Origin of the sequence: Photobacterium sp. Hal280 (assembly GCF_037162255.1) — a bacterium.
Taxonomy (GTDB): Bacteria; Pseudomonadota; Gammaproteobacteria; order Enterobacterales; family Vibrionaceae; genus Photobacterium.
On sequence record NZ_JARLUO010000001.1, the window covers coordinates 1,405,838 to 1,432,579 of the forward strand.

Genomic DNA, 26,742 nt, shown 5'->3' on the forward strand with positions numbered 1-26,742 from the left:
CGTGGCAACAAACCGGGCCGATGTTATGTGCCCGGTGTATTGATGACTGATCCGGCGCTTTGATGCTATGCAAGGGGCGCGGTTCAGGATCAGTAGGGTGATAAATCGATACGCTCTTCATCAATTCGGCTGGGTGAGAGAACAATGGGAATCGCCTTGGAGATCGGGGTATCACTCAGATCACCGACACTGTCTAATGCCACCAATGGATTGGTTTCCGGAAAATAGGCGGCAATATTGCCGGCGGGAATGTCATAACTCACCAGTTTAAAACCATAAACCGTGCGCTTGACGCCATCGGCGGACAGGGACGTGACATCAACCCTTTCACCCGGCGCCATGCCGAGCGCTTCAATATCAGTGGGGTTGACCATCAGGACTTTGCGCTCGCCGGAGATCCCGCGGTATCTGTCTTCAAATCCATAAATGGTGGTGTTGTACTGATCGTGCGAGCGGACAGTCTGCAGCACAAAAACAGGATCGTCGCTCAGTTCACGCAGATTGGCCGGCAGTAAGTGAGTCGGCAGCGGATGCGCTTGAAAGGCGGCTTTTTGCGAGTCGGTATGCCAGATTCGCTCTGCCGCACTGTTACCCAGATAAAATCCGCCCGGCTGTTTCAGCTTCTGGTTCATGTCGGTAAAGCCAGGGATCGTTTTGGCGATAAGATCGCGAATCCTGTCATAGTCTTCGATCAGCCAGTCCCAGTTAACCGGATGATTGCCCAGCGTCGCTTTGGCGATACCGGCAATAATTGCTGGTTCTGACCGCATTTCTCCTGTGTCGCTTTCCACTACGCCGCCTGAGGCATGCACCATGCTGAATGAGTCTTCGACGGTCACCGATTGCGGGCCGGAGAGTTGCCGATCGACATCTGTGCGGCCAAAACACGGCAGGATCACACTGTCTTTCCCTGTGATCAAATGGCTGCGGTTCAGCTTGGTCGCGATGTTGACGGTGAGATCGCAGCTCGCTAATGCCTGCTGGGTCAGCCGGGTATCTGGGGTGGCAGAAGCAAAGTTGCCACCCAGCCCGATAAAGACTTTGCTCTCGCCTGCCAGCATGGCCCTGATCGCCTGAACCGTGTTATGGCCGTGCGCCGCCGGTGGCGTGAAACCAAAGGTGTTTTCTATCGTCTGGTTAAACGCAGGAGTGGGCTTTTCATTGATGCCCATGGTCCGGTCACCCTGCACATTGCTGTGGCCGCGCACAGGGCAAAGACCGGCGCCGGGCTTGCCGAGTTGTCCGAACAGAAGCTGTAAATTGGTTATTTCCTGAATGGTATTCACTGAGTGTTTGTGCTGTGTGATCCCCATCGCCCAGGTGATGATCACGCGCTCAGAATGCCGGTACAGGCTTGCTGCGTATTCCAGATCGGGTTGCGTCAGTCCAGATTGTTCAGTGATCACAGACCAGTCCGTCGCGTCCACTTCCGCCAGATACGCCTCTAGCCCCTGGGTGTGAGCCTGAATGAAGTCGTGATCAAAAATGGAGCCCTTGCCCTGTTCAATAGAACTGTGATCCATAGCGATCAGTGCTTTCACCATGCCGCGTATCACCGCCATATCACCACCCAGTTTTGGCGTGAAGTAATGGCTGCTGATTGTCGTGGCACCGCCGGTCAGCATTTCTGCCGGCGACTGCGGGTTGGTAAAGCGCTCTAAGCCGCGTTCTTTCAGGGTATTGAAAGTGACAATAGCGGCGCCGCGTCTGGCGGCTTTTCGCAAGGTATCAAGCATGCGGGGGTGGTTGGTGCCCGGGTTTTGTCCGAACACAAATATCGCATCGGCTTTTTCGAAATCATCAATCCGCACTGTGCCTTTGCCGATCCCGATTGATTGCTTGAGCGCGACCCCGCTTGCTTCGTGACACATGTTGGAGCAATCCGGGAAGTTGTTGGTGCCAAAAGCCCGGACAAATAGCTGATACAGAAAAGCCGCTTCGTTGCTGGCACGGCCAGAGGTGTAGAACTCGGCCTGATTCGGGCTGTCCAGCCCTTTCAGATGCTTCGCAATCAGTGAAAAAGCCTCGTCCCAGCTGATGGGCTCATAATGATCCGTTTGCGGGTTATAACGCACCGGATGGCTGAGGCGGCCTTGATATTCAAGAAAATAATCGCTTTGCTGACGTAACCAGCCAACAGGATATTGGGCAAAGAAATCCGGTGTCACCCGCCGGCTGGTTGCCTCCCAGTTCACGGCTTTGGCCCCGTTCTCACAGAAGCGGAAATGCCCTGGCTCTTCGGTTTCGCCCCAGGCACAGCCCGGGCAGTCGAACCCCTGATCCTGATTGGTTTTCAGCAGATTACGTATGTTGCGGGTGATATTTTCACTTTTCACCAGGTGACGGGTGGTGCTTGCGAGCGCTCCCCAGCCACCGGCTGAGCCTTTATATTTTTTCACTGTCATGGTGATTGACTTCCTGCATGGCCTGGGCGATGGAATAAAACAGAGCAGACCCATAAAGATACTGGTTTCTATAGTATGACGACAGGCCAGACAAAAATGTAACCTTATCCACAAAATATGTATGGGTAGCCTGTTGTTTTATGAATTTTCAGCCATTTACGTCAGAGGGGCATATTCCGTTGGTACAACGCACTGTGATGAGTCGGTCATCCCGATGACTGTTACTTTAGCGTTACATTGAACCCCAAGCGTTTTGGGCCGGAGTCTGGTATCTTACATTTTTGAGTCGTATATGTGCAAAGATGCTGCCTTTATCTGTCATGCGTACCTGTTTACCATGCCGGAAATGGCCGCAGTGAGGAAATCAGAATGGTTGCGGACAAGTCAGTACTGGTCGTGGATGATGATCAGGAGATTCGTGAACTGTTGGGCGAATATTTGGGTAAGCAGGGCTTCCGCGTTGTGACGGCAGAAGACGGTGTGGCCATGAAGCGGGAGCTGACTATCAGTGAGCCGGATTTGATCTTGCTGGATATTATGTTGCCCGGCGAAGATGGGTTCACGTTGTGCCAGCATGTCAGAAAAACGTCTGCGGTTCCGATTATTATGCTGACCGCCGTATCAGACGAGATGGATCAGATTGTCGGGCTGGAGCTCGGCGCGGATGACTATATTGCCAAGCCATTCAGCCCCCGTCAGTTAATGGCGCGAATTAAAGCGCTGCTGCGAAGAGTGCAGCCTACAGCGTCGAACCAGCCGGTAAACCCGACGTTGCCAAAAGCCTTTTTATTCGATCACTGGCGTCTGGATACGGCTGCTCAGTCCCTGCAGGATACCCAGACGCAGCGCACCTATGAAATGACCAACAGTGACTACGCGTTGCTTTTATTGTTTCTCAGCCGTCCCAATGAAGTGCTCGACCGGGATACGATTTTCTTCGCAACCCGCGGGCGTGATGCCCAGCCGTCTGAGCGTGCGGTCGATGTCCAGCTGAGCCGGTTACGCCAGCGTCTGGGTGACAAAGGGCGCCAGCAGCGGTTAATTAAAACCGTGCGGGGAAACGGCTATCTGTTTAATGCCGACGTCACATACGAAACGGATAACTGACCGGAAAGCTGAGCCGATGATCAACTGGAAAAAATGGTGGCCTAAATCACTGATGGCCCGGACCTTGTGGTTTACCTTGCTGGCTGTGTTTCTGGCTCAAATGATTGCCACTTTGATCTGGTACGGGCAATCCAAGCGCCGGGATCTGGCCGGACTGGAATCGGCAGCCACCAGTATGGCCACCATGTTTGCTTCCACGGTCACTTTTTTGAATCTCTGCCATTGCAGTACCGGCACATCGTTTTGGATCAGATCCGGAACATGGGGGGCACCCGTTTTTTTGTGTCATTCAATGAAGAAGAAATACGGATCGACCCGATTCCCGGTTCCAGTATGAAAAACACCGCGGTCAGAGCGATAGAGGAAGTCTTGCATGACAAGCTACCGCGTCTGGACGTGATTCGGGTGGAGTTCTCCCGCCCCGAAACCCTGCATGTCCTGAAAAATGACATTCTGCTAAGCGATTTACCCCGGTCCTGGGCGCATTACACACTGAGCCTGGAACCGCTGAATCCGCCGATTCTGGTGGTGCAGCTGGAACTGGCGGACAATGAGTGGCTGTATATCGCCGCTTTGCTGCCTGCACCATACTCCACGCTGGAAGATGAGATTATCACCAAACAGCAAGTGCTGTTTCTGCTGTTCATCACCGCCTTGCTGCTGTTCTTCACCTATACGATGATCCGGCGTCAGACAAAACCGCTTAAACAGTTAGCGGATGCGGCGAATGCCCTGAGCATGGATATTTATCAGCCACAACTCAAGGAAGAAGGGGCCAGTGAACTGGTTACCGCCACCCGGGCATTTAACCGGATGCAGCAGCGGCTGCGCCGTTATATTGATGACAGGGAACATTTGTTTTCCGCCATTTCCCATGATTTAAAAACTCCGATCACCCGCCTGCGGCTGCGTGCTGAACTGTTGGAAGATGACACGAAAATCGACAAATTTAATAAAGATCTCGATGAACTGGAAATGATGGTCAAAGGCGCGCTGCAGACTGTACGCGATACCGATTTGCATGAAAACCTGGCCCAGGTAGACGTGGCGGAAGTGATGCGCAGCATTGCCGAAGGACATAACAGAAACAGTACGAAAGTGCATCTGCCTGACTCTGTCATTGCACCGCTGATGGGGAAGCCATTGGCCCTGAAACGCTGTTTAAGCAACATCATTGATAACGGGGTCAAATACGGGCACGAAGTCTGGGTACTGGCCGAAGATACCACAGAGAATCTTGTGATTCGGGTGCAGGACAGGGGGCCGGGGATTCCTGAGGATAAAATGGACAGTGTTTATGAACCTTATGTCAGATTGGCGACCGATGACGAAGGTCATGGCCTCGGCATGGGGATAACACGCAACATTTTACATGCCCACGGCGGTGAAATGTCTATCCGCAATCGGGAACAAGGCGGGCTGGAAGTAACAATGATTCTGCCTCGTCTGATGGACTGATAATATTTGCATCTGCTTAGAGCGGGTGCGGCGTAAAGTAAGAGAATTTAAATGAACATGAGTTTTTCAGCGGGACGGTGTCGGGCGCTGTCGCTGGCAGCAGTGTTAATGACTGCCTCTGTATCGGCATTCCTGTCTGCGCCGGTCAGGAGTGCATCTGATGCGGGTCAGCAACCAGAGCAAGAGGTGGAAGTGTTGCACTGGTGGACAGCAAAAGGTGAAATGAAAGCTGCTGAAGTGTTACAGGACAGCCTGGAGCAGCAGCATATTGGCTGGAAGAATTTTGCCATTGCTGGTGGCGGTGGCGAAAGTGCCATGACAGTGCTGAAAAGTCGCGCCGTGTCCGGAAATCCCCCTTCAGCGGCACAGCTGAAAGGCTATGACTTGCAGGAGTGGGGGATGCTGGGGTTTCTGACCCGTCTGGATGAAGTGGCAGATGCTCAGCGCTGGGATCAGCTTTTGCCGCCAGTGATCAGCCAGATCATGAAATATCAGGGCCATTATGTGGCTGTGCCGGTGAACATTCACCGGGTGAACTGGTTGTGGATTAACCCCGACATGCTGGAAAAAGCAGGTGCGGCGGTGCCGGATTCGCTCGAGTCGTTTTTTGCGGCGGCAGAGAAACTCAAGCAGGCTAATATTGTGCCTGTGGCCTTGGGCAGTGACCCCTGGCAGGAAGTAACCTTGTTTGAATCTGTGGCGCTGGCAGTGCTGGGCCCTCAGGGTTATCGTCGTGCCTTTGTCGACTTAGATTCAGACATGCTGGCCGGTGAGCAGATGGTGGACGTTTTCCGTCAGTTTGAGCATATGCGCCAATACATTGATGTGAAAACCAAGGCAATGGAATGGAGCGATGCCAGTGCCATGCTGGTGGAAGGGAAAGCCGCGATGCAGTTCATGGGGGACTGGGCGAAGGGGGAGTTTTCTGCATTGGGTAAAACACCGGGTCAAGACATTCTGTGTGTGCCTGCGCCGGGTACCCAGGGTTTATTTACCTATAACATCGACAGTTTTGCTTTTTTAAGCACAACGATGATCAGAGTATCCAGGCGCAGGAAACGATGGCGCATACGATTTTGACCCCCGCTTTCCAGCGACAATTTAATTTAGCGAAAGGCTCGATACCTGTGCGTACCGATGTGGATATGACAGGTTTTGACAGCTGTTCGCTAGCCTCAGCCGCCGCATTTCAATTAAACCAGCAGAACAATACGTTAGTCCCCAGTATTTCTCAGGGGCTGGCCAGCACCAGCTATGTGCAGGCGGCGATTTTTGATGTGGTGACTGACTTTTTCCACAGCAAGCAGGCTGATCCGGAAAAAGCCGCGAATCAGCTGGCCCGGGCCGTTAAATCAGCACGCTAAAGTGCTTTCCCAAGCCTGTGTTGCGCTAGGATTAGTACAAACAGGATTGGTGCAAAAGACTAACGGGGAGTTTGCGGCTATGAAATTGCTATATATTGTTCGTCATGCCAAGTCATCCTGGGATGACCCGGAATTGGATGATCATGATCGCCCGCTCAATGAACGGGGTCTGAAAAATGCCGCTGAGATGGCAGGCCGGTTTGCCGCCTGGCAGGCACTGCCTCAGCGAATTTTATGCAGTACTGCTGAGCGGGCATTCCAAACCGCACAATTTTTTGAACAGGCGCTGCATCCGCATCCGACTGAGCTGGCCACCACTGTGGGCTTGTATACCGATTCAGCCCATGAAGTCGTCAGTATCATTCAGTCGGTGCCCGACGAGGTCGAACGGCTGATGGTGGTTTGCCATAATCCCGCTATCAATGAGCTGGTGGTCCGGCTTGGATTAAAGACAGACAATGTCCCGACCTGCGGCCTGGTGGTGTTTGCGATTGAGGCAGAAAAATGGGAAGCGTTCGGACCGGAAAATAGCCAGTTGCTGTATTTTGATTTTCCGAAACGTTTGGCTCATTAAGGCGCTGCGCTAACAGGGATTGGCTTTTTGTCACAGAGAATGTCTCTTGAGCATCGAAAGATGCTCAAGAGACAGGTTATCGGCGAGCAGGCGTTAACTGACTTCCGACATTTTTTGCACGGCCATAACAACATCGTTAATACTGTCTTCAATGTCTTGAATGGATGTACTCGCTTCTTTGACTTTTTCCATACTGCTTTCTGCGCGAGCAATAATCTCCGTCATTGACGATACAGCCTGAGTCGTAAATTGGCTGTTTTGTTTAACCACATTATCAATTTTTACTGTCGACTCATTGGTGCGCGAAGCTAACTGGCGAACTTCATCGGCAACAACGGCGAAGCCGCGACCCTGATCGCCTGCTCTGGCTGCTTCAATGGCGGCATTGAGCGCCAGCAGATTGGTTTGATCAGCAATCGCGGAAATGGTGTCTACCATGCTAGTGATGGTTTTGGACTGTTCTTCCAGTTGGGATATTACATTTGAGGTTGAATTTAACGCCTCAACCATTTGCGTCATCTGATCGATAGCCTGATTACCCGAACTGCTTCCCTCGGCGGATAACTGCCGGGTTTTGACTGATAAATCATAAGCCAGTTGACTGTTTTCCTGGCCGAGAATGACGGCCTGCGTAATGTCTGTGGCAAATTTAATGACTTTATATAATTTACCATTGGTATCAAAAATGGGGTTATAGGTGGCTTCCAGCCACAAAGGCTGGCCAGCTTTGTTCACACGCTCAAACTTACCGCCCATAAATTGCCCCTGATTCAGCTGGTACCAAAAGTGCTGATATTCAGTGGATTGAGCATAGGCGGGCGTGACGAACAGCCGATGGTGCTTGCCTTTGATTTCTTCAAAAGTGTATCCGACCGTCGCTAAAAAGTTGTCATTGGCGTGCAGGATATTTCCATTGAGATCAAACTCAATCACTGCCATAGAGCGGGAAACCGCCTGTGTCTGGCTGGCGAGTTCATGGTGGTCAGCGACTCTGGCTGAGGTGTCAGAAGCCATTTTAATGACTTTGTAAACGCTCCCTTCATCGTCGAAAACCGGACAATAACTGGCTTCCAGCCAAATCTCTTTCCCGTTCTTAGTCATGCGCTGGAACAGACCTTTAATCTGCTTGCCCTGGCCAAGTTGAGACCAGAATTCTTGGTATTCCTGGCTTTTTTTGGTTTCATCGGTACAAAACATCCGGTGATGCTTACCCTGAATCTCATTCAGGCTATATCCCATGGTATTGAGAAAATGCTGGTTGGCAGTGATGATTTCCCCGGACGGTGTAAATTCAACCGATGCAAAAGCATCACTGATGGCTGCTAAAGTATGTTTGGCTTCCTGTAGTTGTTGTTGAAGTGTGTTGTACGCATCTTGAGTTACGTTATTCTTGTTAGATAACCCGAACATGTCACAGTCCTTGTCGATATATGCCCTCTAGCTGAATATAGAACAGAGAAATATGTTTAAAAGAGATATTTTTCGAGCCTTTGAAAAATCAGTAAAAGCTAAATAGTGCACCTATTATTCTGTAAATCTGTAACTTCAATGACTTATCTGCTATTAACAAGTTCATTTATTATAAAAAATGTCGTCTGAATTGAAATCAGCAAGGAAAAATGGCTAATTTATTGTCTGAAATGAAGTGTGACAGCCTCTGATATTTTCAATTCTTGTGATCCCACTTCAATTAATATCATTCATTATTGTTTTCTGATTTCTCTGAGTAATTAGGGTGTTGAATGTATAGGTTGTTTTTTAGTCACAATTCACTTTTTCATTCAGGCTGGCGATAAATAAAAGGTTGGGTTACACGAGGTTAGTCTTGCCGATTCCGCTGTAATGCTCGGGTAGGGTATTTTCAGCCGGGAAAGAATGACGGCTCTCCTGTAATGGCCGGAACTCAGGCTGTCACAGTTCCGGCAAGTTTTTGAGTGAAATGGCAAATTGGCTCAGAAGTAATATTCCAGTGCCAGCTCGATGAAGTCGTCTTTACGGACAAAATACAGTGGACTGTCAAGCTGGCTGGCGCTGAACCACCAGGCGTTCGCCCGCCATTTCCAGTTGTTGTTGATCCGCGCGGAGGCTTCAATTCTGCCGGTAGACTCCTGACTGCTGTCCAGATCCTGATTAATCCCGAATAAAATTTCTGTGCCGTCTATGTCATTGAGCGCAAATCGTGTGCCCAGAAACAGGTCATTCTGATTCAGACTCAGTGAGCGGGAATCGTACTGGTACTCGGCAATCAGGCCAAGATCCCAATAGGTATCGAAGACACCGACCAGGGTGTATTCAAATCCGGTCACGACAGCGGAGTGATTTTCCAAGCTGTCACGGTAAAGTGCTTCAAGTTTTAATAGCCAGCTGCCGAAAATGCCCTGAATATCCACGCTGGTCTGGTCCATCTGGGCGTAGAATGGCGTCAGGCTGGTACGCCCCGGCAGAAAGTAGGGATCTCTGTTGGTGCCCTGAAAAAAGCTGGCGCCGACATCCCAGTCGCCAAAATAGTGGCTGTAGCGTAATGACCAGTCGAGATGTTCCTGTTCAGCTGAAGATTCATACAATGCATCGTCATTCACCGGCAGTGGCGGCCGCAGGCGCCCGTCTTTACCGGCGAACGTACGTTCACGGAAGTAGGGGAGGATAAATGCATTCACTGTGCCCCAGTCTTTGACGGCGGCAACATTGATCATCGGCTGCCCGAGTTTTTGTTCGCCGTCGACAGATTCGACGTTATCGGTCTGGTTGATCACATCCACCAGGTGAATGGACTCTGTCACGCCCCAGAAAACTTTCCCGACGCCTATTCTGAGCTCATAGTCATCGATCAACTGCAGATACATGAATTCGCGAAGATCGAAATGGGTCCGTTCATCGTCCATGCTGTCCCAGCGGTAGAATGGCTGAATGGTCAGTCTGGCGTCACCGTCCTGCCACTCTGTGTACCATTCGGGTTCTATCACCAAAGAGGTCTGGCTTTTGTCCTGGCCTTCAAGACCAGGGTGCAGAAACTGACGTTGTTCAAGGTTTATCTGGCCACTGATACCAGCTGCCTCTACCGAGGCAGCCAGAAGCAAGGGCAATGCAGAAAATCGGTATATCATGCTTGCACCTGCCTGAGATTATTTGACGCGTTTGAGGCTGGACTTATTGAAATCGCTCTCATCAAGGCCATTGTTAAACGTCAGTTCATGGGTAGTCAGAACCGTTGTCTTGCCGGTCTGGCTGTTATTCATCGTCATCTTATGTGCGCGCCAGTATTTACCCAGGTACTGCTTGTAATCGTTAAAGGTCAGTGTCTTCAACAGGCTGTATTTACGGTCATAAAACTCTACCTTCAAAGGACGGTAATGGTCTTTATCCAACCAGACCAGCTGTTTGGTATATCCGGAGTACTCATCGGTCGGTATTTGCTGAACTTTGAAAACGGCTTGGTCTTGCATGGTTTCATCACCCAGGTAGGTGAAGTCGTATTTCTCCAGCTCAAAAGAACTTAAATCTTCATAGGCGAACTCGCTGCCCATGAAAGGGCCCGATTTATTGCGCGAGGCAATCCGTTTTACCCGTTTCAATGCTGGCAGATACAGCCATTGATCGTCAGGCTTGGTGGTGTGGGCGAAATTCAGAAAGGCTGTGCCTTGTACATCACGGGGCTGATCGAAAATCGTCAGGCCTTTATCGCCATCGTCAGCCACTTCCAGCGTCTTGATACGCATTTTTCGGGTACTGCTTTCACCTTGTGCGTTGGATAGCAGCATGGTCATTTCTGCAACGCTGTCTCCCCAACCGGTATCACGCAGTTTTCGCTCCTTGGCTATCTCTAACCCTTGTTCGTTACCTGCATGGCATACCGCCGGTATGATAGCCATACCCAGTGCGGTAATCATGCCGATAGATGCCAGCCATTGTGTGATCCGGGCCGTTTTATCTGTCATGAGCTTTCTCCTTCATCTTTGGCTAAAAGGTTATTGGGCCAATGGTTTTGGGTTCATCGGGTTCTTGGTATCCAGTCTGGCGGTCTCGGTGTCAGCCTGTTCCACCGGTTTACGGTCAAACAGCATCAGCATGCAGGGCAGCAGTAAGAAGTCCACGACCAGCGCAATGAAAATGATCAAAGCACTGAGCTGACCCATATCGCTGTTGAGGCGAAAACTGGAGCTGGCCAGTACAGAGAAGCCGGCAACCAGAACGACTGTGGTAATCCATAACGCGCGACCCACGGTGCTGAAGGCATAACGAACGGCTTCTTCGGCATTTCGGCCTTCTTTGCGTGCGATTTGATACTTGCTGAGGAAATGCACGGCGTCATCGACCACGATACCGAGTGTGAGCGTGACCACCACTGACAGCCCAAGGTTGATTTCACCTGACCAGAGTGTCCAGAGTCCGAATCCGAGAATCGCCGGGGCGATGTTGGGAATCAGGCTGATCACACCCAGTCGCAGTGAACGCAGAGCGAAAATCATCAGTGCGGAGATCAGCACCAGAGTCACCGGCAGTGTGGATAACATACTGGCCATGTTGGTTTCGCCAATATGGGCGAACATCAGGTTCGGGCTGGACGCCATAATGGCGTAACCCGGTGCATTGGCATCAAACCAGTCATTAATCCGAGCTTCCAAAGCCACCAGTTCTTTACTGCCGACATTCTTGGTGGTCAGCGTCAGTTTGACGGATGATTTATCTACGTTGAGCTGGTTGTTCAGATCCAGACCGTAAGGTAAGGACATCTCATACAGCAACAGATATTGTGCGGCCAGTTCTCGCTCGTTCGGCAGGCGATACCAGCGGTCATCATCACCATGCATGTTTTTGTTCAGGCGTTTGTAAACATCACTCAGGCTGGCGACATGGTCGGTTTCCGGTTGTTCCCGCAGCCAGCCGGTAAACTGATTCAGGATGTTCAGGAAGCCAGGATCCGCGATCCCCTGCGGCTGGCCTGAGTCAATCGCAATGCTGATGGTGGTCATCCCGCTGATATTGTCAGCCATAAAGTCGGCGGCCTGGCGAAATTGGCTGTCTGTGGCGAAGTATTTGACCGGCTCGTCGTTGACCACATTGCGGGGAAGCAGCAGAGTAGCGCCGATCAGCACGATTACCGACACAGGCAGAAGGATGTTGCGGTGATTCACCACCAGATTGCCTAGTTTGTCGGTCCAGTTGGACTGACCGGCCGGTGTGACCGCCGGAGCACGGACGGGCAGCACAGCCAGCAATGCCGGTAGCAGGGAAACTGACAGGAAGCAGGCGATCATGATCCCCAGCGCGGCCAGATTGCCCAAATCACGCAGAATCGGTGAATCTGACGCATTCATCATCAAAAAGCCAAGCGCTGTTGTGACTGAGGTAATCAGGACCGGCATGGCATTGAGCCTGATGCTGTAGCCTATGGCTTCGTTTTTGAGCATGCCCCGCTGCATACCCTGGCGCATCGTGGCAATCACATGGACGCAGTCAGCCACGGCGAGTGTAAGCACCAGGGTGGGCACATTGACTGTGGCTGTGCTGAGGAACATGCCCGCCCAGCCGGACAAACCCATAGTGGCTGCCACTGAACCGATAATCACAATAAGCGTGGCAAGAACACCGGTCACAGTGCGCAGCATTAACACAAGGAAAACCAGCACAATCAGCAGCATGGTTGGCACGAGTGTGCTGCTGTCTTTCATCGCCATGTCCATGAAAGTCCGGTTCATCGCGACGATGCCGGCCTGATAGAAATCAACGTCAGGAAATTCGGCCCGGTATTTCGCCAGTAAGGCTTGGGAATAATCGGTCACTGTCGTAATTTCTGTCGTTTCGTCAACTTTAGGCATCTGTAAAGTGACATTCACCACAGCAACATCACCGCGAGATGAAATCAGTGAATCCCGCAGCAAAGGTTCTTGTAACGCGACTGACTTCACTTTCGCGATACGTGCCGCATCCAGCGGGTATTCATCTAACAGCAAATCTTCCACCAGCAGGTCATCTTCAATCGCCTCTGTGTGCTGGTAGTTCGCTAACGAGTCGACGCGGCTGGAAAAGGGAATTTGCCAGCTGTCATGGGTCAGATCCCGGATAAGAGATAAAGTATCAGGCGTAAAGACATTGCCGTTTTTGGGGGCAACGACAAAGCTGATGTTGTCCGTTTTACTGAATGTGTTCTGAATGGTGTTAAAGGCTTGCAACTGCGGGTTATTTCCGTCAAAGAAGATGTTGTAATCTCCCCGGAAATAGAGATTTTTGGCGCCGAGAGTCGCGGCGATCAGCAGTGCGGTCACTGTCGCCAGAACGACATAAGCACGTTTGATCGGTAAAGCGTAGATACTGTCTTTCATCACAATCTCCATGAGTGACGTTTCGTCAATATTTGGTGCTTTAAAGCCAGCGTGTAGGCTGGCCGGGCATGAGTAAGCTGCTTTTTCATAGCCAAGGTTCATGATTCAGCTACTTATGAGCGTTAATCTCTGCGTATTCACTGCAGAGAAAAATCAAATTGTGACAAATCGTCAAGTATGGTGTGAAAACAACCCGCCTGAAGCGGGTTATTACAGGAACTAACGACCCAATTGCGACAGAAGTTCTATTTCTTCTGCAAAAAAGGTCTGTTCAATGTGTTTCCACAACCTTTTGTAATCCCTTTCGCTAGACAGTGGTTTCCAGTTCATTCCGTCCAGTAACATGTTGATGTTATTCAGAATAGTGAACGGATCCTGCAGACGATGAATACAGCGACTATTGGTTGCATTCGTAATCAACGCATTTGATCCCACTGCCAGTGACCAGTTTGCAAAAACCACTGCATCGGTACTGACGGCCGCCGACATCGCCAGACTGCCTTCTTCCAGAGCACGATTGACGATTGCATCCGCATTATCAATCATTTGCTCCTCAAGTTGATTCAACATTTCCACGCGTGTATTGGATGCTTTATCGATCACCCAGGGGGTTTTCGCGGTCAGCAGACAGGTCGACAGTATGGGTTCGAGTCGGGCAAAGATATGGTACGCAACATGGACACCCATCAGAATATCCCGGCTGCTGCCTTCCATGTCTAACACCCGGTTGAACAGAGTCATTTCAACCTTAATCGCGTGGCTGCAAAGTGCCACGATGACGTCTTCTTTACTGCAGAAATGGTTATACACCGTTCCTTTAGAGTAAGGACTGATTGACGCCAGCCTGTCCATAGTCAGGTTCGCAAAGCCTTCTTTGTTCACCAGATCTTTGGCAAGCATGATCAGCTCGTGATCGCGTTCTGCAATCGCTAGCTGTTTTTTGGTTTTGGGTGCACGCTCTCCGGAGAAGAGGGCACATCTCTCTTTATTACAGTTCAACCCGAACATAACTTCCGACTTTTAAGTTGTCAGTTGCGTGAATACATTGCAACTCCTTCTGTGAGATGCTGGTGCTTCTGTAAGTTTCTGCTTTACAAGAAGCAAGCATCCCTTAATCAGTTTAACACGAATACGAAAAGGGTAAATCTTCATAAAAATGACGATTAGTCAAAGTTGACTTATCGTCATAATAGCCACTTATGCACAGAGATCAATACCATTGCTGAGAATTATTTATTCGGTCACATTAATAGCGTTTGTGGCAGGCAATAAAAAACCGCCAGAGCTGGCGGTTTCAGTGTGTGTTTGCATAATTGACTCAAAGCACTCAAAGCACTCAAAGCACTCAAAGCACTCAAAGCGCAGTGCGAAGGATAGCTTCACTGTCGGCAATACCAATCTTGCCATGTTCGCCCAGCGCCGTCATGCCGTGCTTTTCCAGGCCGCTGAGCAGGACACGAATATCGCTTTCATCCAGTTCGACATCTTTCAAACGCGTAGGCACCTGCATGGCTTGAAAGAAAGCTTCGGTTTTGGCAATGGCGGCATAGATACGCTCGTCGGTGCTGCCTTCCGTGATACCAAAAATGCGTTCTGCATACTGAAGAAGCTTGCCTTCTTTCTCCTGGCGGCGTTCTTTCATGACGGCCGGAAGCACGATACTCAGAGTGCGGGCATGATCAATGCCGTAGTTACCGGTCAGCTCGTGACCAATCATGTGCGTGGCCCAGTCTTGCGGGACACCGACACCAATGAGTCCGTTCAGTGCCTGTGTGGCTGACCACATAATATTGGCACGAACCGCCAGATCTTTAGGATTGGTCAGTGCTTTCGGGCCTTCTTCAATCAGGGTGAGCAGCAAACCTTCAGCGAATCGATCCTGCACTTTGGCATTCACCGGAAACGTCAGATATTGCTCCATCACATGGACGTATGCGTCAACCACACCATTACTGATCTGGCGAGGAGACAGGCTCAGCGTGGTTGCCGGATCCAAGACAGCGAAAGCAGGCTGGATCTTAGAGGACATATAGCCAATTTTGTCGTTACCGCGTGAGACCACAGAGGCTTTATTGCTTTCGGAACCCGTTGCCGGCAGTGTCAGAATACAGCCGATCGGCAGCGCCTGTTGAACGCTGAGTCCTTTGGCCCACATATCCCATGGGTCTTGTCCTTCATAGCAGGCGGCGGCTGCGACAAATTTAGTGCCGTCAACTACAGAACCACCACCGACAGCAAGCAGGTAGTCGACACCTTCGGCTTTTATCTGTTCGACCGCTTTCATCAGCGTGTCGTATTGCGGGTTAGGTTCAATACCAGAAAATTCAATCCATTGGTGTTCACTCAGTGCTTGAACGACCTGGTCGTACACACCATTCGCTTTGATAGAGCCGCCACCGTAGAGCACCAGTACCTTGCTGTTTTTAGGAATTTCGTTTGTGATTGCAGCAATCTGGCCTTCACCAAAATGAATGCGGGTCGGGTTGTGATAGCTAAATGGGTTCATCATTGCTCTCCAGGTTTGCCTGTAAGATATTGTGTGCTGCAAAGTGTAGGCGACAACCTGTCTCGCTGTAATACACGATTCTGCTTAATTCTTGCCTGATTCTGCTTTACACTTTTATTCGTACGGTTATTCAACAACACTAAGCCCTCTTGAACAACTGAGTTTCGATTATGAATACTACCCTCGAACGGGCCAATTCTTTATGCTGCCAACTGGGTTTGGAAAGCAGACAAGGCAAGGTACATACGGTGCTATCGGGTGTCAGCTTGTTTAAAATTACCCAATATCATCATGTTACCCCGCAGATGTACCAACAAGGTGTGGTCGTTATTTTTCAGGGTAATAAAATTGGCCATTTGAATGACTACCACTTTGAGTACGACACAGAACATTGCCTGATTGTGTCAGCACCATACCCCATTGCCTGTGAAACCTTTGCGTCGGAACAGGCGCCGCTGATCGGGATTGATATTGGATTTGACCACAGCGTGATTCGCCAGTTGGTTGATGATATGGAAGCGGAACTGGGCGCCGATTATTTTGCCTCACAGCAGCAGCACAAAGGTGTAGCTGCCTCACCGGTCACACCCGAGATAAATGACTGTATGCAGCGGCTATTATCCGTGTTGCACAGCCCGATGGATGCAAAATTACTGGGGCCGCAGATACTCAGAGAGTTCTTTTACCGCCTGCTGCAAAGTGATCAGCGATCCCTGCTTGCCCAGTATGTGAAGCAAGATAGCGCGTTAGCTCGTGTGTCGGGCGTGATAGAGCATGTGCAGTTGCACTATGCCGACAAGCTGGCGGTGGATGATCTCGCAGAGATGGCAGGCATGAGCATCTCAGCTTTTCACCGTGCTTTTAAGCAAGTTGTCACCGACCCGCCTTTGCAATACATCAAAAAAATCCGGCTCAATAATGCCAAACAACTCATGGTGCAGGATGGGGTGTCGGCCAGCGTGGCAGCAAGCAAAGTCGGGTATGAAAGTGCCGCGCAGTTCAGCCGCGAGTTTAAACGTTATTTTGGGTTACCACCCAGCAAGGCCGGGTAAGTGGTGTGCGCTTACTGACCTGCCTGCTGCACAGCTTGACGGGTAAAACCTTGCGAGTTGTTTAGCAGCGCACGCGCTTCTTCAGCCGTTGTGCCGGTCAGAATCATCACAATGGCTGTTTTGCAGTGTCCGCCACAAGCTGTCAGTGCTGATTCGGCTTGTTCACGTGTTGCGCCGGTCGCAGCGGTGACAATGTTTTTCTGGCGCTCGACCAGCTTGGCATTGGTTGCCTCAACGTCCACCATCAGGTTCCCGTACACTTTGCCGGTCCGTATCATGGCGCCTGTTGTCAGCATATTGAGGATCATTTTCTGCGCTGTACCGGCTTTCATGCGGGAAGAGCCGGTCACCACCTCGGGCCCGACGATGGGCGTCATGGCAATATCGGCTAGCCGGGTCATGGCACTGTCCGGGTTGCAGCTGATGCTGGCGACGGTGGCACCGACTGATTTGGCGTATGCCATTGCGCCCAAGACATAAGGCGTACGACCACTGGCAGCAATGCCGACTAACACATCTTTATCAGAAAAATTCAGGGCTTTCAGATCTTCTGCACCGAGTTCGCGATTGTCTTCGGCATTTTCTACGGCACGGAAAATCGCTTCCCGGCCACCGGCAATCAAGCCAATGACCTGAGACGGATCACTGCCATAAGTGGGCGGGCACTCACTGGCATCCAGAATGCCTAAGCGGCCTGATGTCCCTGCACCTGAATAAATTAAGCGGCCACCTCGCTGAAAAGCCGCGGCGATAGCATCAACAGCTTGAGCCACTTGCGGTAATGTCTGCTCAACCGCCAGCGCCACTTGCTTGTCTTCGTCATTGATGACCTTCAGCATCTCGATGGTCGACAGGGTGTCTATCACCTGGCTGGCAGGGTTGCGGCTTTCAGTGATCAGCGTATTTAAATCAATTTTCATCAGAGATGACCTTAGGGTTCGTTATCTGATGAGAATTGTAGGGAATAACATATTGCGTAGCAAACGGCGCCATCTGAGTGGCCCCTTCTTGCCGGCGCTGATTCAAAAACGCGATAAACAGGCAAATCATTGGATTCAGACGATGTCGGAGCTTATCCGCGGCCTGAGTGTCTGAATCAGCGTGCTACACTCATACCGACACTGACTTCGTGGAAATGGGTTCGTCGCGGAGGCAAGTATGGTCAGTTGGTTGTGGAAATGCTCTGTTGCTCTATTTCTGCTTACTTCGCTGTGGGCAGGCTACACCTTGCCTGCTCTGGCCGACATTGTTGATGCCCGTTGCGACATCTACCCCAAAGGTGCCGATAAACCCTCTGGCCGTTACTTGTGCGTGCTGTCGCAGCATCATGGTTACATCACCATCGACAGAGCAGATGGCGTTTATTACGATTTTCATCCGACGCAGGGAGTGCCGGGGCAATATCGAGATGACCGTAATCAGCCTGTTTACCGACGAAGCGGCCTGGGCGCAAAAGGGATGATTTTTGAAATGAGCGACAAATCAATCTATGTCCTGTGGGACACCTCCGTATTAGCGGAGCAATAATTTTGAGATCTCATTTTCAGGGATTATGGGTTGATTTTTTACGCCACGCTAACCACTATCAGCCCAACTGACCTAAGAGACGCAATGCATGTCAACGCATACCCACTTAACCATTGATATCGTATCTGATGTCGTCTGTCCCTGGTGCTACATAGGTTACAAACGACTGGAGCAGGCTATGGCGGCCTATAAAGATCAGGTACAGTTTACTGTGCGCTGGCATCCTTTCGAACTGAATCCGGCGATGCAGGAAGACGGCCAGCTGCTGAGTGAGCATCTGGCCGAGAAATATCAGATCACCCCCGAACAAAGTGAACAGAACCGGGCCAGGATTATCGCTTTAGGTGAAGAATCCGGTATCCGATTCCATTTCACACCACTTTCCCGTATCTACAATACCTTCAAAGCCCATCAGCTGTTGCATTGGGCCGCGAGTTATGGCCGTCAGACAGAGCTGAAGCTGGCGCTTTTTGAAGCTTATTTCACTGAGCAGGATGATCCGGGCCAATTGTCTGTGCTGCTGGATGCTGCTGAGACCGCCGGTCTGGATCGCAATGAAGCGGAGCTGGTACTGAAACAGGGCAATTTTGCCGAAGCCGTCAGAGCTGAAGAACAAACCTGGACCGGGCAGGGGATCAGTGCCGTGCCTGCTTTTGTCTTTCATGAAAAGTATCTGCTTTCCGGTGCGCAGGATACAGATACGTTCATAGATGCTATTAAAATGGCTTTAAAGCAATTGAATGACGAATGACATATATTGCCCGCATGATTGCGGGCAATGTATATTTATCCATTGCATGAAATGAAAGAGTTTATGGCATCCCGGAAGGATATAAATCATTAATTTGATTCAAACAGAGTGAGGGGATGCTCGCTAAAGTTATCGTGATGAATAAATAATCTTTTTTGCTTGTTTCTATAGTTTACTTGATTGTTTTTTGCTATTAGAGTCACTGAAATATCGCAGCTTCGATAATTTACCTTAAGGCTTTCGATATTTTTTCCATACAGCGCCTGTAAGGTCGCTTGATAAGGTGGTCTTTGATTGTCTAAAATTCCGGTGCTCGGCGAAAACATTTCGCTTTCATAGTTTAAGTTGGTGCACCATAAACTTGGTGTGTGAATTTGATATGTATAGTCAGGGTTATTTAACCAATCTGTAGTAATAGTATTAGAACCATCATGTTGGCTTGTTGATAAAATAACACTTGGCTCTGTGATACCATCGATTGAATTATATTCAACTAACTGACTGTTTCTATACCAGAAAAATTCATAGATTTGCGCGTTATCAGGAATGTTCTCATATCTTAAACTATCTGCGCCGTTATTGGTGGGTAAGAATACCTCACCATCAGCATGAATTTCCAGTACATCACTTCCGGTAAAATATATATCCTGTTTGGGGCCAGATACCGATGCAGTTACATTTAGAACTCCGGTATCATTCTTACGGAACATAATATTAAGAGCTAATTGATTGATATCATAATAACATGAGTCTAACCTTGAATTCGAACACTTGGCTTTATCGTTAGATTTCACCTTATTCAGACTTATGCCGTCTCCACTATCAGAACCACCACATGCTGATAGAAATAATACAGTAGATAATATAACCTTTTTATTCATGTTTTAATTCTCTTTAATCCCAGCTTTTATTTCAGAATGATAATATAAAACCTCTGATTAATATTATTATTTTTACGTGATTCAGGTAGCACATATTTATGTAATTTAAAGATAACAATTCGAATAAGGAATGGTGTGTTGAGCAGGTGTCTTTATGATTCCCTATTGGGATAATGATAGTTTGGTCAATTTATATGGGCTGTTCAGCTATGAAGAGTGTATGAAACGCACTTAACCGCAATTAACAATGCCCGTAACCAGCACGGTTATATAACTCAGCATGTTGGCATTAACACTAACATCAGGTAAGTTAGCGTTTAGTTATCACAACTGAAACGTAGAGAACTGACCTGGCACCAGTACTAATATAAATCACGGAGATAACAAGATGAAAGGAATCTGGATGAAGCTGATTCTGACCGTTGTGATATTCGCTGCCTTATTTGGCTATGTTTTTTACACGGTTCAAAGTGGTGTGCAGTAAGGATATTGTTGAGCGGGATAAGGCCAGCGACGGGCAAAAAATCAACTGGGATATCACAAGGAGTGTGCGTTGGAAAAATACGCTGTGTTGTCGGACATTCACAGTAATGTCTTTGCGCTGGAAGCTGTGGTTGAGGATGCGTTCAGCAAGGGGGTGACCCGGCTGGTGAACTTGGGTGATATTTTATACGGCCCGATAGCCCCACGTGCCACCTTCGATTTCTTGCAGCAGCAAGAGATGCTGACCATTTCTGGTAATCAGGATCGGCAAATTTACCAGGCGACAACAGCAGAGGTGGCTGCCAATCCCACGCTGAAATTTATCCTCGACGACTTAGGGCAGGCCCCGCTGGACTGGATGCAGCAATTGCCATTTGATGCCCGGATATCCGATGAGATTTACGCTTGCCACGGCACGCCGGACGATGATCTGGTGTATTTGCTGGAAGAGATCAGCTCGGGCCATCCGCGGGTCAAAGCAGATGCTGAGATAGCTGCGCATCTCAAAGATATTCATTCGTCCATTATTCTCTGTGGTCATACCCATATTCCCCGCTGTGTCCGGTTGTCGACGGGCCAGACCGTGATCAATCCAGGCAGTGTGGGCCTTCAGGCGTATGCCGATGAACTGCCATCGCCCCATGCCATGCAAAATTACACCCCGCAAGCGTCGTATGCTGTGTTAACGCGGCAAGACAAGCACCACTGGGAAATGACTTTTCACCGTGTTGATTACGATGTACAGGCGGCGGTGCGAGCAGCAACAGCCAACGGTCGCGCAGACTGGGCACAGTCCCTGATGACAGGCAGATGTTAACGCAGTGAGAATCAGCTCATAACACCACTTCTTCATCTACACTTGGTCGATACAGCATGCCGCTTTTCTTTGTGTTTCTGTCCAGTTTCCCGGAGGTTTTATGGCATCGTTTCAGCAGGCGAAAATCTCTCCTCACTTGTGGTTTGATCAAGAAGCGGTTGAGGCCGCCGAGTTTTATACGCAAGTCTTTGACAACTAAAAAATTGTCAATCTCACCCAGATAGAAGATACCCCTTCAGGCCGTGTTGATGTGGTGAACTTTGAATTGTTCGGCCAGCCATTCACCGCGATCAGTGCCGGGCCATTTTTCACTTTCAACGAATCGATCTCTTTTGTCATTCATTGTGACGATCAGGCTGAAATCGACCGTTACTGGACAGCCTTGTCGCAGGATGGCGGTGAGGAAGGGCAGTGCGGCTGGCTGAAGGATAAATACGGCTTGTCCTGGCAGATCGTGCCGAGATCGATGGAGGCGATGATGCGAAGTCAAGATCCCGCCAAGCTGGCACGGTTAACGCAGTGCTTTCTGACCATGACCAAACTGGAGATCACCGCATTGGAGCGGGCGTTCAATGATGAGTTGCAGGGTGAGTAGAAGGCCGAAAAAAGGTGAATGACAAAAAAGCGACAGGGCAGGCAGGAGTACCCGAACTGTCGCACAACGGATAATAACCGGTCAGGCTTTGGTTTCTTCTGCGGCCTCTGTGACAAGCGCCGTTTCAGTTGGTTTGAGCCCCGCAGCTTTTTTGGCACGCTTTTCTTTTTGGGCCAGCCAGATCAAAGGAACAATAATCATCATGGTGCCAAGAATCATGGGTAAGTCAGGCACTTCGTCGAACCACAGCATGCCGATGATCACAGCACCAATCAGTCCGCTGTATTCGGCGCTCGCAATTTTGTTCGATTCCGCCGAGCGGTAAGCCAGTACACAGGCGCCGGCATAAATCATAATGAAAGTGCTTGAACCGGCAGCGGTCAGCAGCGGAGACCAGTCCCAGGGCTGTCCTTCCCAAATCGCCAGACCCAGTGCCGCCGGCATACCGGCAAGATTGGTCAGCATCAGGGTTTGCGCAACCGTCTGGTGTTTTGGCAATTTACGGACCAGCAGGTTATTCCAGGCCAGCGTAAAGGCAACAATCAGCGCCGCAATGGCAGCCCAGTTGATTTCAGTCGGGCGGATAATCACCAGCACACCAATGAAACCAATCACCGCTACGCCGACAGAATATTTGGTCAGCTTTTCCTGAAACAGCATCATGGCCATCGGCAGCATGATCAGCGGCGCGGCATAAAAAATGGCATTGGCAGTTGCCAGGGGCAGGCTGGTGATTGAAATGATCATAAAGACCATGCCCAGCAACCAAATGTGACCACGTAAAGCGTGCCACTTAAACCCGGCAAAAAAATCGGCTTTTTTGGTACCGATACAAAACGGCGCCAGAATGGCGACGGCGGTTAATTGACGGAAAAAGACAAATTGAAAAATGGCCGTTTCATCACCCAGTGATTTGATCATGGCATCGGAGCACACAGCAATTAAGTTGCCGACAATCAGCAATATCATGGCTAAACCGACAGACATTTGAGGCATGGGCTGCTCCTTCTTTTTTGAGTGAGTGATCAGTCGACGAGACGACAAACTGTGATCCAAAGCATAAACCAGCGATAGTGATGAAGTATAATGATATAAATTTTTTTGGTATGAGTTTTTTAGATAATGAAGCTGCCACCCCTTCGCGCCGTTCATTACTTTGAGGCTGTCGCCCGTTTGAACAGTTTTTCCCGCGCCGCAGAATTTCTGAGTGTGACGCAAAGTGCGGTCAGCCATCAGGTTCGTCTTTTAGAAGATTATCTGGGTGAAGAACTGTTCCAGCGCCAGGGACGCCAGTTGTCCATGACACCTGTTGGTGAAAAATATTACGAGCAGATCAGCCATGCGCTGGCGGATATCTCGGAAGCCAGCCAGCAGATCCGGGAAGGCGAAGGGGAAAGATTCGCCTGGCGCTTTACAGTTCCTTGGCGGTGAAATGGTTGATCCCACGGCTGGAAAATCTGCGTCAGCTGCACCCTGAAATTGAACTCACGTTAAATATGGTGAGTAATGATCCGAATTTCAGTGATGAACTGGCCGATTGCTTTATTACCGTCTCTCCTCCCAAGCGCAACAACTTCATTTCAGAGCTGTTGTATCATGAGCAGCTCTATCCGGTATGCAGCCATAAACTCTGGCAGCAAATGCGGGATAAACCACTGCCCGATGCCCTGTGGGAGCATCCGTTGCTGACCACGCGATCTATTTTTAAAGATGCCAAACACGGTGAAGACTGGCACCGCTGGTGTATGCTGGGTGGTTTTGAGATGCCTGAACAGGCGAGATTTCAGTTGTTCAGCCATATGTTGCTGGCGGCAGAAGCGGCCCGCTATGATCAGGGCATTACTTTTCTGAATGACTATCTGATGAATGACATCGACAGGCAACAGCACTTTGTGCGGATCCCCATGCACGAGCTGCCGACCGGCGACAGTTTTTACTTTGTGTATAAAAAATCCCGCGCCACGCAAACGGCCATTATCACTCTGGGGCGCTGGTTGAAACAGCAGTGTGATGAACTGGACAGACGAGGCAGTCAGAGCTGATCCAGGTGATTGAGGCAGAATTCGGCTCGGCTGAGTACTGCCTGTCGTTCGTTGTCTGTTAAGTTATCCCAGCTGCGATAAATCATCCCGATCCTTGGGTTAACGGCCAGACGGTGCTGGTGTTTATCCATGAATCGCCAGTACAGGCTGTTGATGGGACAGGCATCCGCGCCGGTTTTCTTTTTTACAGAGTATTGGCAGGACTGACAGTAGTCACTCATCTTATTGATATAATTGCCGCTTGCCGCATAGGGTTTGGTGGCAATGATGCCGTTATCTGCAAACTGAGACATGCCCCGGGTGTTGGGCATTTCAACCCATTCAATGGCATCGACATAGATCCCCAGATACCAGGCATCGACCTGATCGGGATCGGTGTCAGTCAGCAGACAAAAGTTACCGGTGACCATCAGTCTTTGGATATGGTGCGCATAGGCGTAATCCAACGATTGCGAGACGGCAGCCTTGAGGCAGGCCATGCCTGTTGTTCCGGTCCAGAAAAAATCCGGTAACTTCCGGTGAGCGCCAAGGGTGTTGTAGCTGGCATAATCCGGCATATTGGCCCAGTAAATCCCCCGCACGTATTCGCGCCAGCCCAGTATCTGACGGATGAAGCCTTCCACTTGAGCCAGAGATATCCTGCCATCGGCTTGCTCATAGTGGGTCAGTACGGTTTGAATGACCTGCATCGGGTGCAGCATTTTCGTGTTTAGGGCAAAAGATAACCGCGAATGATAGAGGCTCCACTGGTGCTCGGTCTGATCTGTCATGGCATCTTGAAAATAGCCGAAGCTCTGAAGTTGATGCTGGCAAAAATAATTCAGTAATTCAATGGCCTGTCGGCGCGTCACCGGCCATAGCAGTGAATCTGAGGCTGTGCCAAAATGCGGAATCTGGTGTTTGTCCAGCCGGTCCAGGATATCACCGACCGGATTGTTGAAACGCAGCGGTGCCGGAACCGCCGGAAGATCCATAGCCTTGAGTTTATGCCGGTTTTCTTTGTCGAAGTTCCATTTGCCACCCTCAGGTTTTTCGCCCGCCATCAAGATAGCAAAGCGACGTCTCATCATCCGGTAAAAATGCTCCATCAGGACATGTTTGCCCCGGGCAAAGTGGCGCGGAATCTCGTCAAACGGTAACAGGAAATGTTCGGTATCCACTTCTTTGCACGAGACGCTGGCGGGCAGGTTTAAGGTTCGCAGCTGTTGCAGCAGGCGGTGTTCATCAGGGCGCTGGTATTCAAACGCCTCGATTTGATGATCGGATATCAGTGTGTTCAGCAGTTCGGGCAGGTTTTTGTATGTTGCGGTGTCGTCCAGCGTCAGGTGGCAGACATGGAAACCGGCTTGGCTCAGTGCGCTGGCAAAGGCTTTCATGGCGGCAAAAAAGGCGCAGATTTTCTGCACATGATGCTTGGTGTAAGTCGCTTCCTGATGCAATTCGGCAATCAGGTATAAGGTCGTGTGATCTTTTGACTGAAACCAGGCATGTTTTGCATTGAGCTGATCGCCCAGAATCAGCCTTAAGGTTTTATATCGAGTGGCTGCCATTGTGTAACCAGCGATGAATGAAGTCGCCATCAGGATCGTACATTTTTGTCTGTTTCTCCAGATCAAAATAGCGCCAGCCCCGCGGGTCGGCACCGACTCCGGCGAGATACTGCCAATTGCCCCAGTTGGATGCGACATCATAATCGATCAACTGCTGCTCAAAGTAAGCGGCGCCATAGCGCCAGTCGAGGGTCAGCTCGTGGACAAAACAGCTGGCGACCAGCTGTCGGCCACGGTTAGACATGTAGCCGGTTTGATTGAGCTGCCGCATGCAGGCATCGACAATCGGATAGCCGGTCTTGCCGTTGCACCATTGCTGAAAACGGCCCTCATCATGGCGATTGGTCGGCCCCTGATTTTTAATGCCACGATAATAGAACAGCTTTTGCTGGTAGGCATGGGCATACCATTGAAAGTATTCACGCCATAGCAGTTCGAATCGAATCCATTCGGTTGAGTCATTTCTGATGACCTTGTTCTGATAGTCGTCCAGATAGCGCAGCACAGTGACCGGGGACAGACACCCCAGCGCCAGCCAGGGGAAAACTTGGTCGAATGGTCCCAGCCATCCAGTGCATTTCGCGTCTCTTTGTAACGGGCAGGCAAATCACCGGAGAAATAGTTCTGAATATGCTCAAAGGCTGCCGTTTCACCGCCAGTGAAGCCGCGGGAGACGGAAGGTCGTTCCGTCATTCTGTCCAGTTGGGTGCGCGCCAGATTGATCGGGTGAAGCGGAGCGGTTTGCGGTAACGCAGGTGGCGGCGGGAGATCGAGATCAACCACAGATTCTGCGCGGCAATCCAGCTTTTCTGTCAACAGCCGGAACTGGGTGAAACTGGCGGGCAGTTCATTGAGGGTGAAAGGCAGCAGTGCGCGCGTGAACAGGGTATGTGTTGGAATGGTCAGAAAAGTGACGTCCGGGTATTGAGCTTCAATATAAGCCCAGCTCTGGTTTTCATAATAGCCCGCCTGTTCACTGCGGCCGATGAGGGAAATCGGGTATTGATCCAGCAGCTCGTCTATCGTGGCTTCCAGCGGCGTGTCGCGGATCAGCAGTCCCTGATGTGGATGCTGCTCGGCAAGCTGGTGATTCAGGTCGGCCAGCGAAGCAAGCAAAAACGCTTGGCGCTGTTTTCCCCATGGCATGCGATGCCCCGGATATGGCACCGGACTTTGCTGCGGCAGGCAGTAGAGACACAGCAGATGATCCACCTGCTCAGCCGTTTGCCTTAACGCCGGGTTATCGTGCAGGCGCAGATCGTAACTGAAAACGAACAATCCCGTTGTCATGGCGCACCCTTTCGGCAAAG

General features: G+C 50.2%; 17 protein-coding genes and 5 pseudogenes. 10 read left to right on the forward strand and 12 right to left on the reverse strand.

What is annotated here, in order from left to right; all coding sequences use genetic code 11:
- Positions 1–89: 89 nt before the first annotated feature.
- Complete coding sequence (locus tag P4S53_RS06600; RefSeq protein WP_337111978.1) at positions 90–2,405, reverse strand: FdhF/YdeP family oxidoreductase; 2,316 nt, start codon at positions 2,403–2,405, stop codon at positions 90–92.
- A 369-nt stretch (positions 2,406–2,774) separates the two neighbouring features.
- Here P4S53_RS06600 and P4S53_RS06605 point away from each other — a divergent pair, with 369 nt between their 5' ends.
- From P4S53_RS06605 to P4S53_RS06620, 4 genes and pseudogenes are all read left to right on the forward strand, one after another.
- Positions 2,775–3,512, forward strand: a complete 738-nt coding sequence (locus P4S53_RS06605) for a response regulator (RefSeq protein ID WP_218385275.1) — start codon at positions 2,775–2,777, stop codon at positions 3,510–3,512.
- A gap of 19 nt (positions 3,513–3,531) precedes the next feature.
- Positions 3,532–4,970: pseudogene (locus P4S53_RS06610) on the forward strand (ATP-binding protein).
- Positions 4,971–5,057: 87 nt separating this feature from the next.
- A pseudogene (locus P4S53_RS06615) lies at positions 5,058–6,334 on the forward strand (ABC transporter substrate-binding protein).
- A gap of 79 nt (positions 6,335–6,413) precedes the next feature.
- Positions 6,414–6,908, forward strand: coding sequence for a SixA phosphatase family protein (locus tag P4S53_RS06620; RefSeq protein WP_337111979.1), 495 nt, complete (start codon positions 6,414–6,416; stop codon positions 6,906–6,908).
- A 93-nt stretch (positions 6,909–7,001) separates the two neighbouring features.
- On the opposite strand, the gene P4S53_RS06625 is transcribed toward P4S53_RS06620, so the two are convergent.
- The 6 genes from P4S53_RS06625 to P4S53_RS06650 form a co-directional block, all read right to left on the reverse strand.
- Positions 7,002–8,318 carry a methyl-accepting chemotaxis protein gene (locus P4S53_RS06625; protein WP_337111980.1) on the reverse strand — a complete coding sequence of 439 codons (1,317 nt, stop codon included), beginning with the start codon at positions 8,316–8,318 and terminating at the stop codon, positions 7,002–7,004.
- Between the two features lie 542 nt (positions 8,319–8,860).
- On the reverse strand, positions 8,861–10,012 hold the full coding sequence (locus P4S53_RS06630; protein ID WP_337111981.1) for a hypothetical protein: 1,152 nt from the start codon (positions 10,010–10,012) through the stop codon (positions 8,861–8,863).
- An 18-nt stretch (positions 10,013–10,030) separates the two neighbouring features.
- Entirely contained in the window at positions 10,031–10,795 is a 765-nt protein-coding gene (locus tag P4S53_RS06635) for an outer membrane lipoprotein-sorting protein (RefSeq protein WP_337112076.1), read from the reverse strand.
- A gap of 78 nt (positions 10,796–10,873) precedes the next feature.
- Positions 10,874–13,240 carry an efflux RND transporter permease subunit gene (locus P4S53_RS06640; protein ID WP_442958644.1) on the reverse strand — a complete coding sequence of 789 codons (2,367 nt, stop codon included), beginning with the start codon at positions 13,238–13,240 and terminating at the stop codon, positions 10,874–10,876.
- Positions 13,241–13,447: 207 nt separating this feature from the next.
- The gene (locus tag P4S53_RS06645) at positions 13,448–14,236 is read right to left on the reverse strand and encodes a TetR/AcrR family transcriptional regulator (RefSeq protein ID WP_337111983.1); all 789 of its coding nucleotides are present in this window, start codon (positions 14,234–14,236) and stop codon (positions 13,448–13,450) included.
- 346 nt (positions 14,237–14,582) lie between these two features.
- Positions 14,583–15,734 carry an iron-containing alcohol dehydrogenase gene (locus P4S53_RS06650; RefSeq protein ID WP_337112077.1) on the reverse strand — a complete coding sequence of 384 codons (1,152 nt, stop codon included), beginning with the start codon at positions 15,732–15,734 and terminating at the stop codon, positions 14,583–14,585.
- Positions 15,735–15,904: 170 nt separating this feature from the next.
- Between P4S53_RS06650 and P4S53_RS06655 the strand changes: the two genes are divergently transcribed.
- On the forward strand, positions 15,905–16,786 hold the full coding sequence (locus P4S53_RS06655; protein WP_337111984.1) for an AraC family transcriptional regulator: 882 nt from the start codon (positions 15,905–15,907) through the stop codon (positions 16,784–16,786).
- 11 nt (positions 16,787–16,797) lie between these two features.
- Here the strand turns inward: P4S53_RS06655 and murQ are convergent, their stop codons facing one another.
- Entirely contained in the window at positions 16,798–17,706 is a 909-nt protein-coding gene (gene murQ, locus P4S53_RS06660) for an N-acetylmuramic acid 6-phosphate etherase (RefSeq protein WP_337111985.1), read from the reverse strand.
- A 238-nt stretch (positions 17,707–17,944) separates the two neighbouring features.
- Here murQ and P4S53_RS06665 point away from each other — a divergent pair, with 238 nt between their 5' ends.
- Positions 17,945–18,313, forward strand: coding sequence for a hypothetical protein (locus P4S53_RS06665; RefSeq protein ID WP_337111986.1), 369 nt, complete (start codon positions 17,945–17,947; stop codon positions 18,311–18,313).
- A gap of 88 nt (positions 18,314–18,401) precedes the next feature.
- The gene (locus P4S53_RS06670; protein ID WP_337111988.1) at positions 18,402–19,064 is read left to right on the forward strand and encodes a DsbA family oxidoreductase; all 663 of its coding nucleotides are present in this window, start codon (positions 18,402–18,404) and stop codon (positions 19,062–19,064) included.
- Between the two features lie 89 nt (positions 19,065–19,153).
- Here P4S53_RS06670 and P4S53_RS06675 read toward each other — a convergent pair whose 3' ends face one another.
- Positions 19,154–19,945, reverse strand: coding sequence for a hypothetical protein (locus P4S53_RS06675; RefSeq protein WP_337111989.1), 792 nt, complete (start codon positions 19,943–19,945; stop codon positions 19,154–19,156).
- 553 nt (positions 19,946–20,498) lie between these two features.
- Between P4S53_RS06675 and P4S53_RS06680 the strand changes: the two genes are divergently transcribed.
- Both P4S53_RS06680 and P4S53_RS06685 read left to right on the forward strand, forming a co-directional pair.
- Entirely contained in the window at positions 20,499–21,245 is a 747-nt protein-coding gene (locus P4S53_RS06680) for a metallophosphoesterase family protein (RefSeq protein ID WP_337111990.1), read from the forward strand.
- A 100-nt stretch (positions 21,246–21,345) separates the two neighbouring features.
- Positions 21,346–21,840, forward strand: a pseudogene (locus P4S53_RS06685) (VOC family protein).
- A gap of 81 nt (positions 21,841–21,921) precedes the next feature.
- On the opposite strand, the gene P4S53_RS06690 reads toward P4S53_RS06685, so the two are convergent.
- Positions 21,922–22,836: a DMT family transporter gene (locus P4S53_RS06690; RefSeq protein ID WP_337111991.1), complete on the reverse strand. Its 915-nt coding sequence runs from the start codon at positions 22,834–22,836 to the stop codon at positions 21,922–21,924.
- 126 nt (positions 22,837–22,962) lie between these two features.
- Between P4S53_RS06690 and P4S53_RS06695 the strand changes: the two are divergent.
- Positions 22,963–23,882, forward strand: a pseudogene (locus P4S53_RS06695) (LysR substrate-binding domain-containing protein).
- Here P4S53_RS06695 and P4S53_RS06700 read toward each other — a convergent pair.
- Both P4S53_RS06700 and P4S53_RS22610 read right to left on the reverse strand, forming a co-directional pair.
- Complete coding sequence (locus tag P4S53_RS06700) at positions 23,873–25,432, reverse strand: cryptochrome/photolyase family protein (RefSeq protein ID WP_337111992.1); 1,560 nt, start codon at positions 25,430–25,432, stop codon at positions 23,873–23,875. The pseudogene P4S53_RS06695 and the gene P4S53_RS06700 sit on opposite strands and share 10 nt — an antisense overlap.
- Positions 25,413–26,722, reverse strand: a pseudogene (locus tag P4S53_RS22610) (DASH family cryptochrome). The gene P4S53_RS06700 and the pseudogene P4S53_RS22610 overlap by 20 nt, the downstream one beginning before the upstream one ends.
- Between the last annotated feature and the right edge of the window lie 20 nt (positions 26,723–26,742).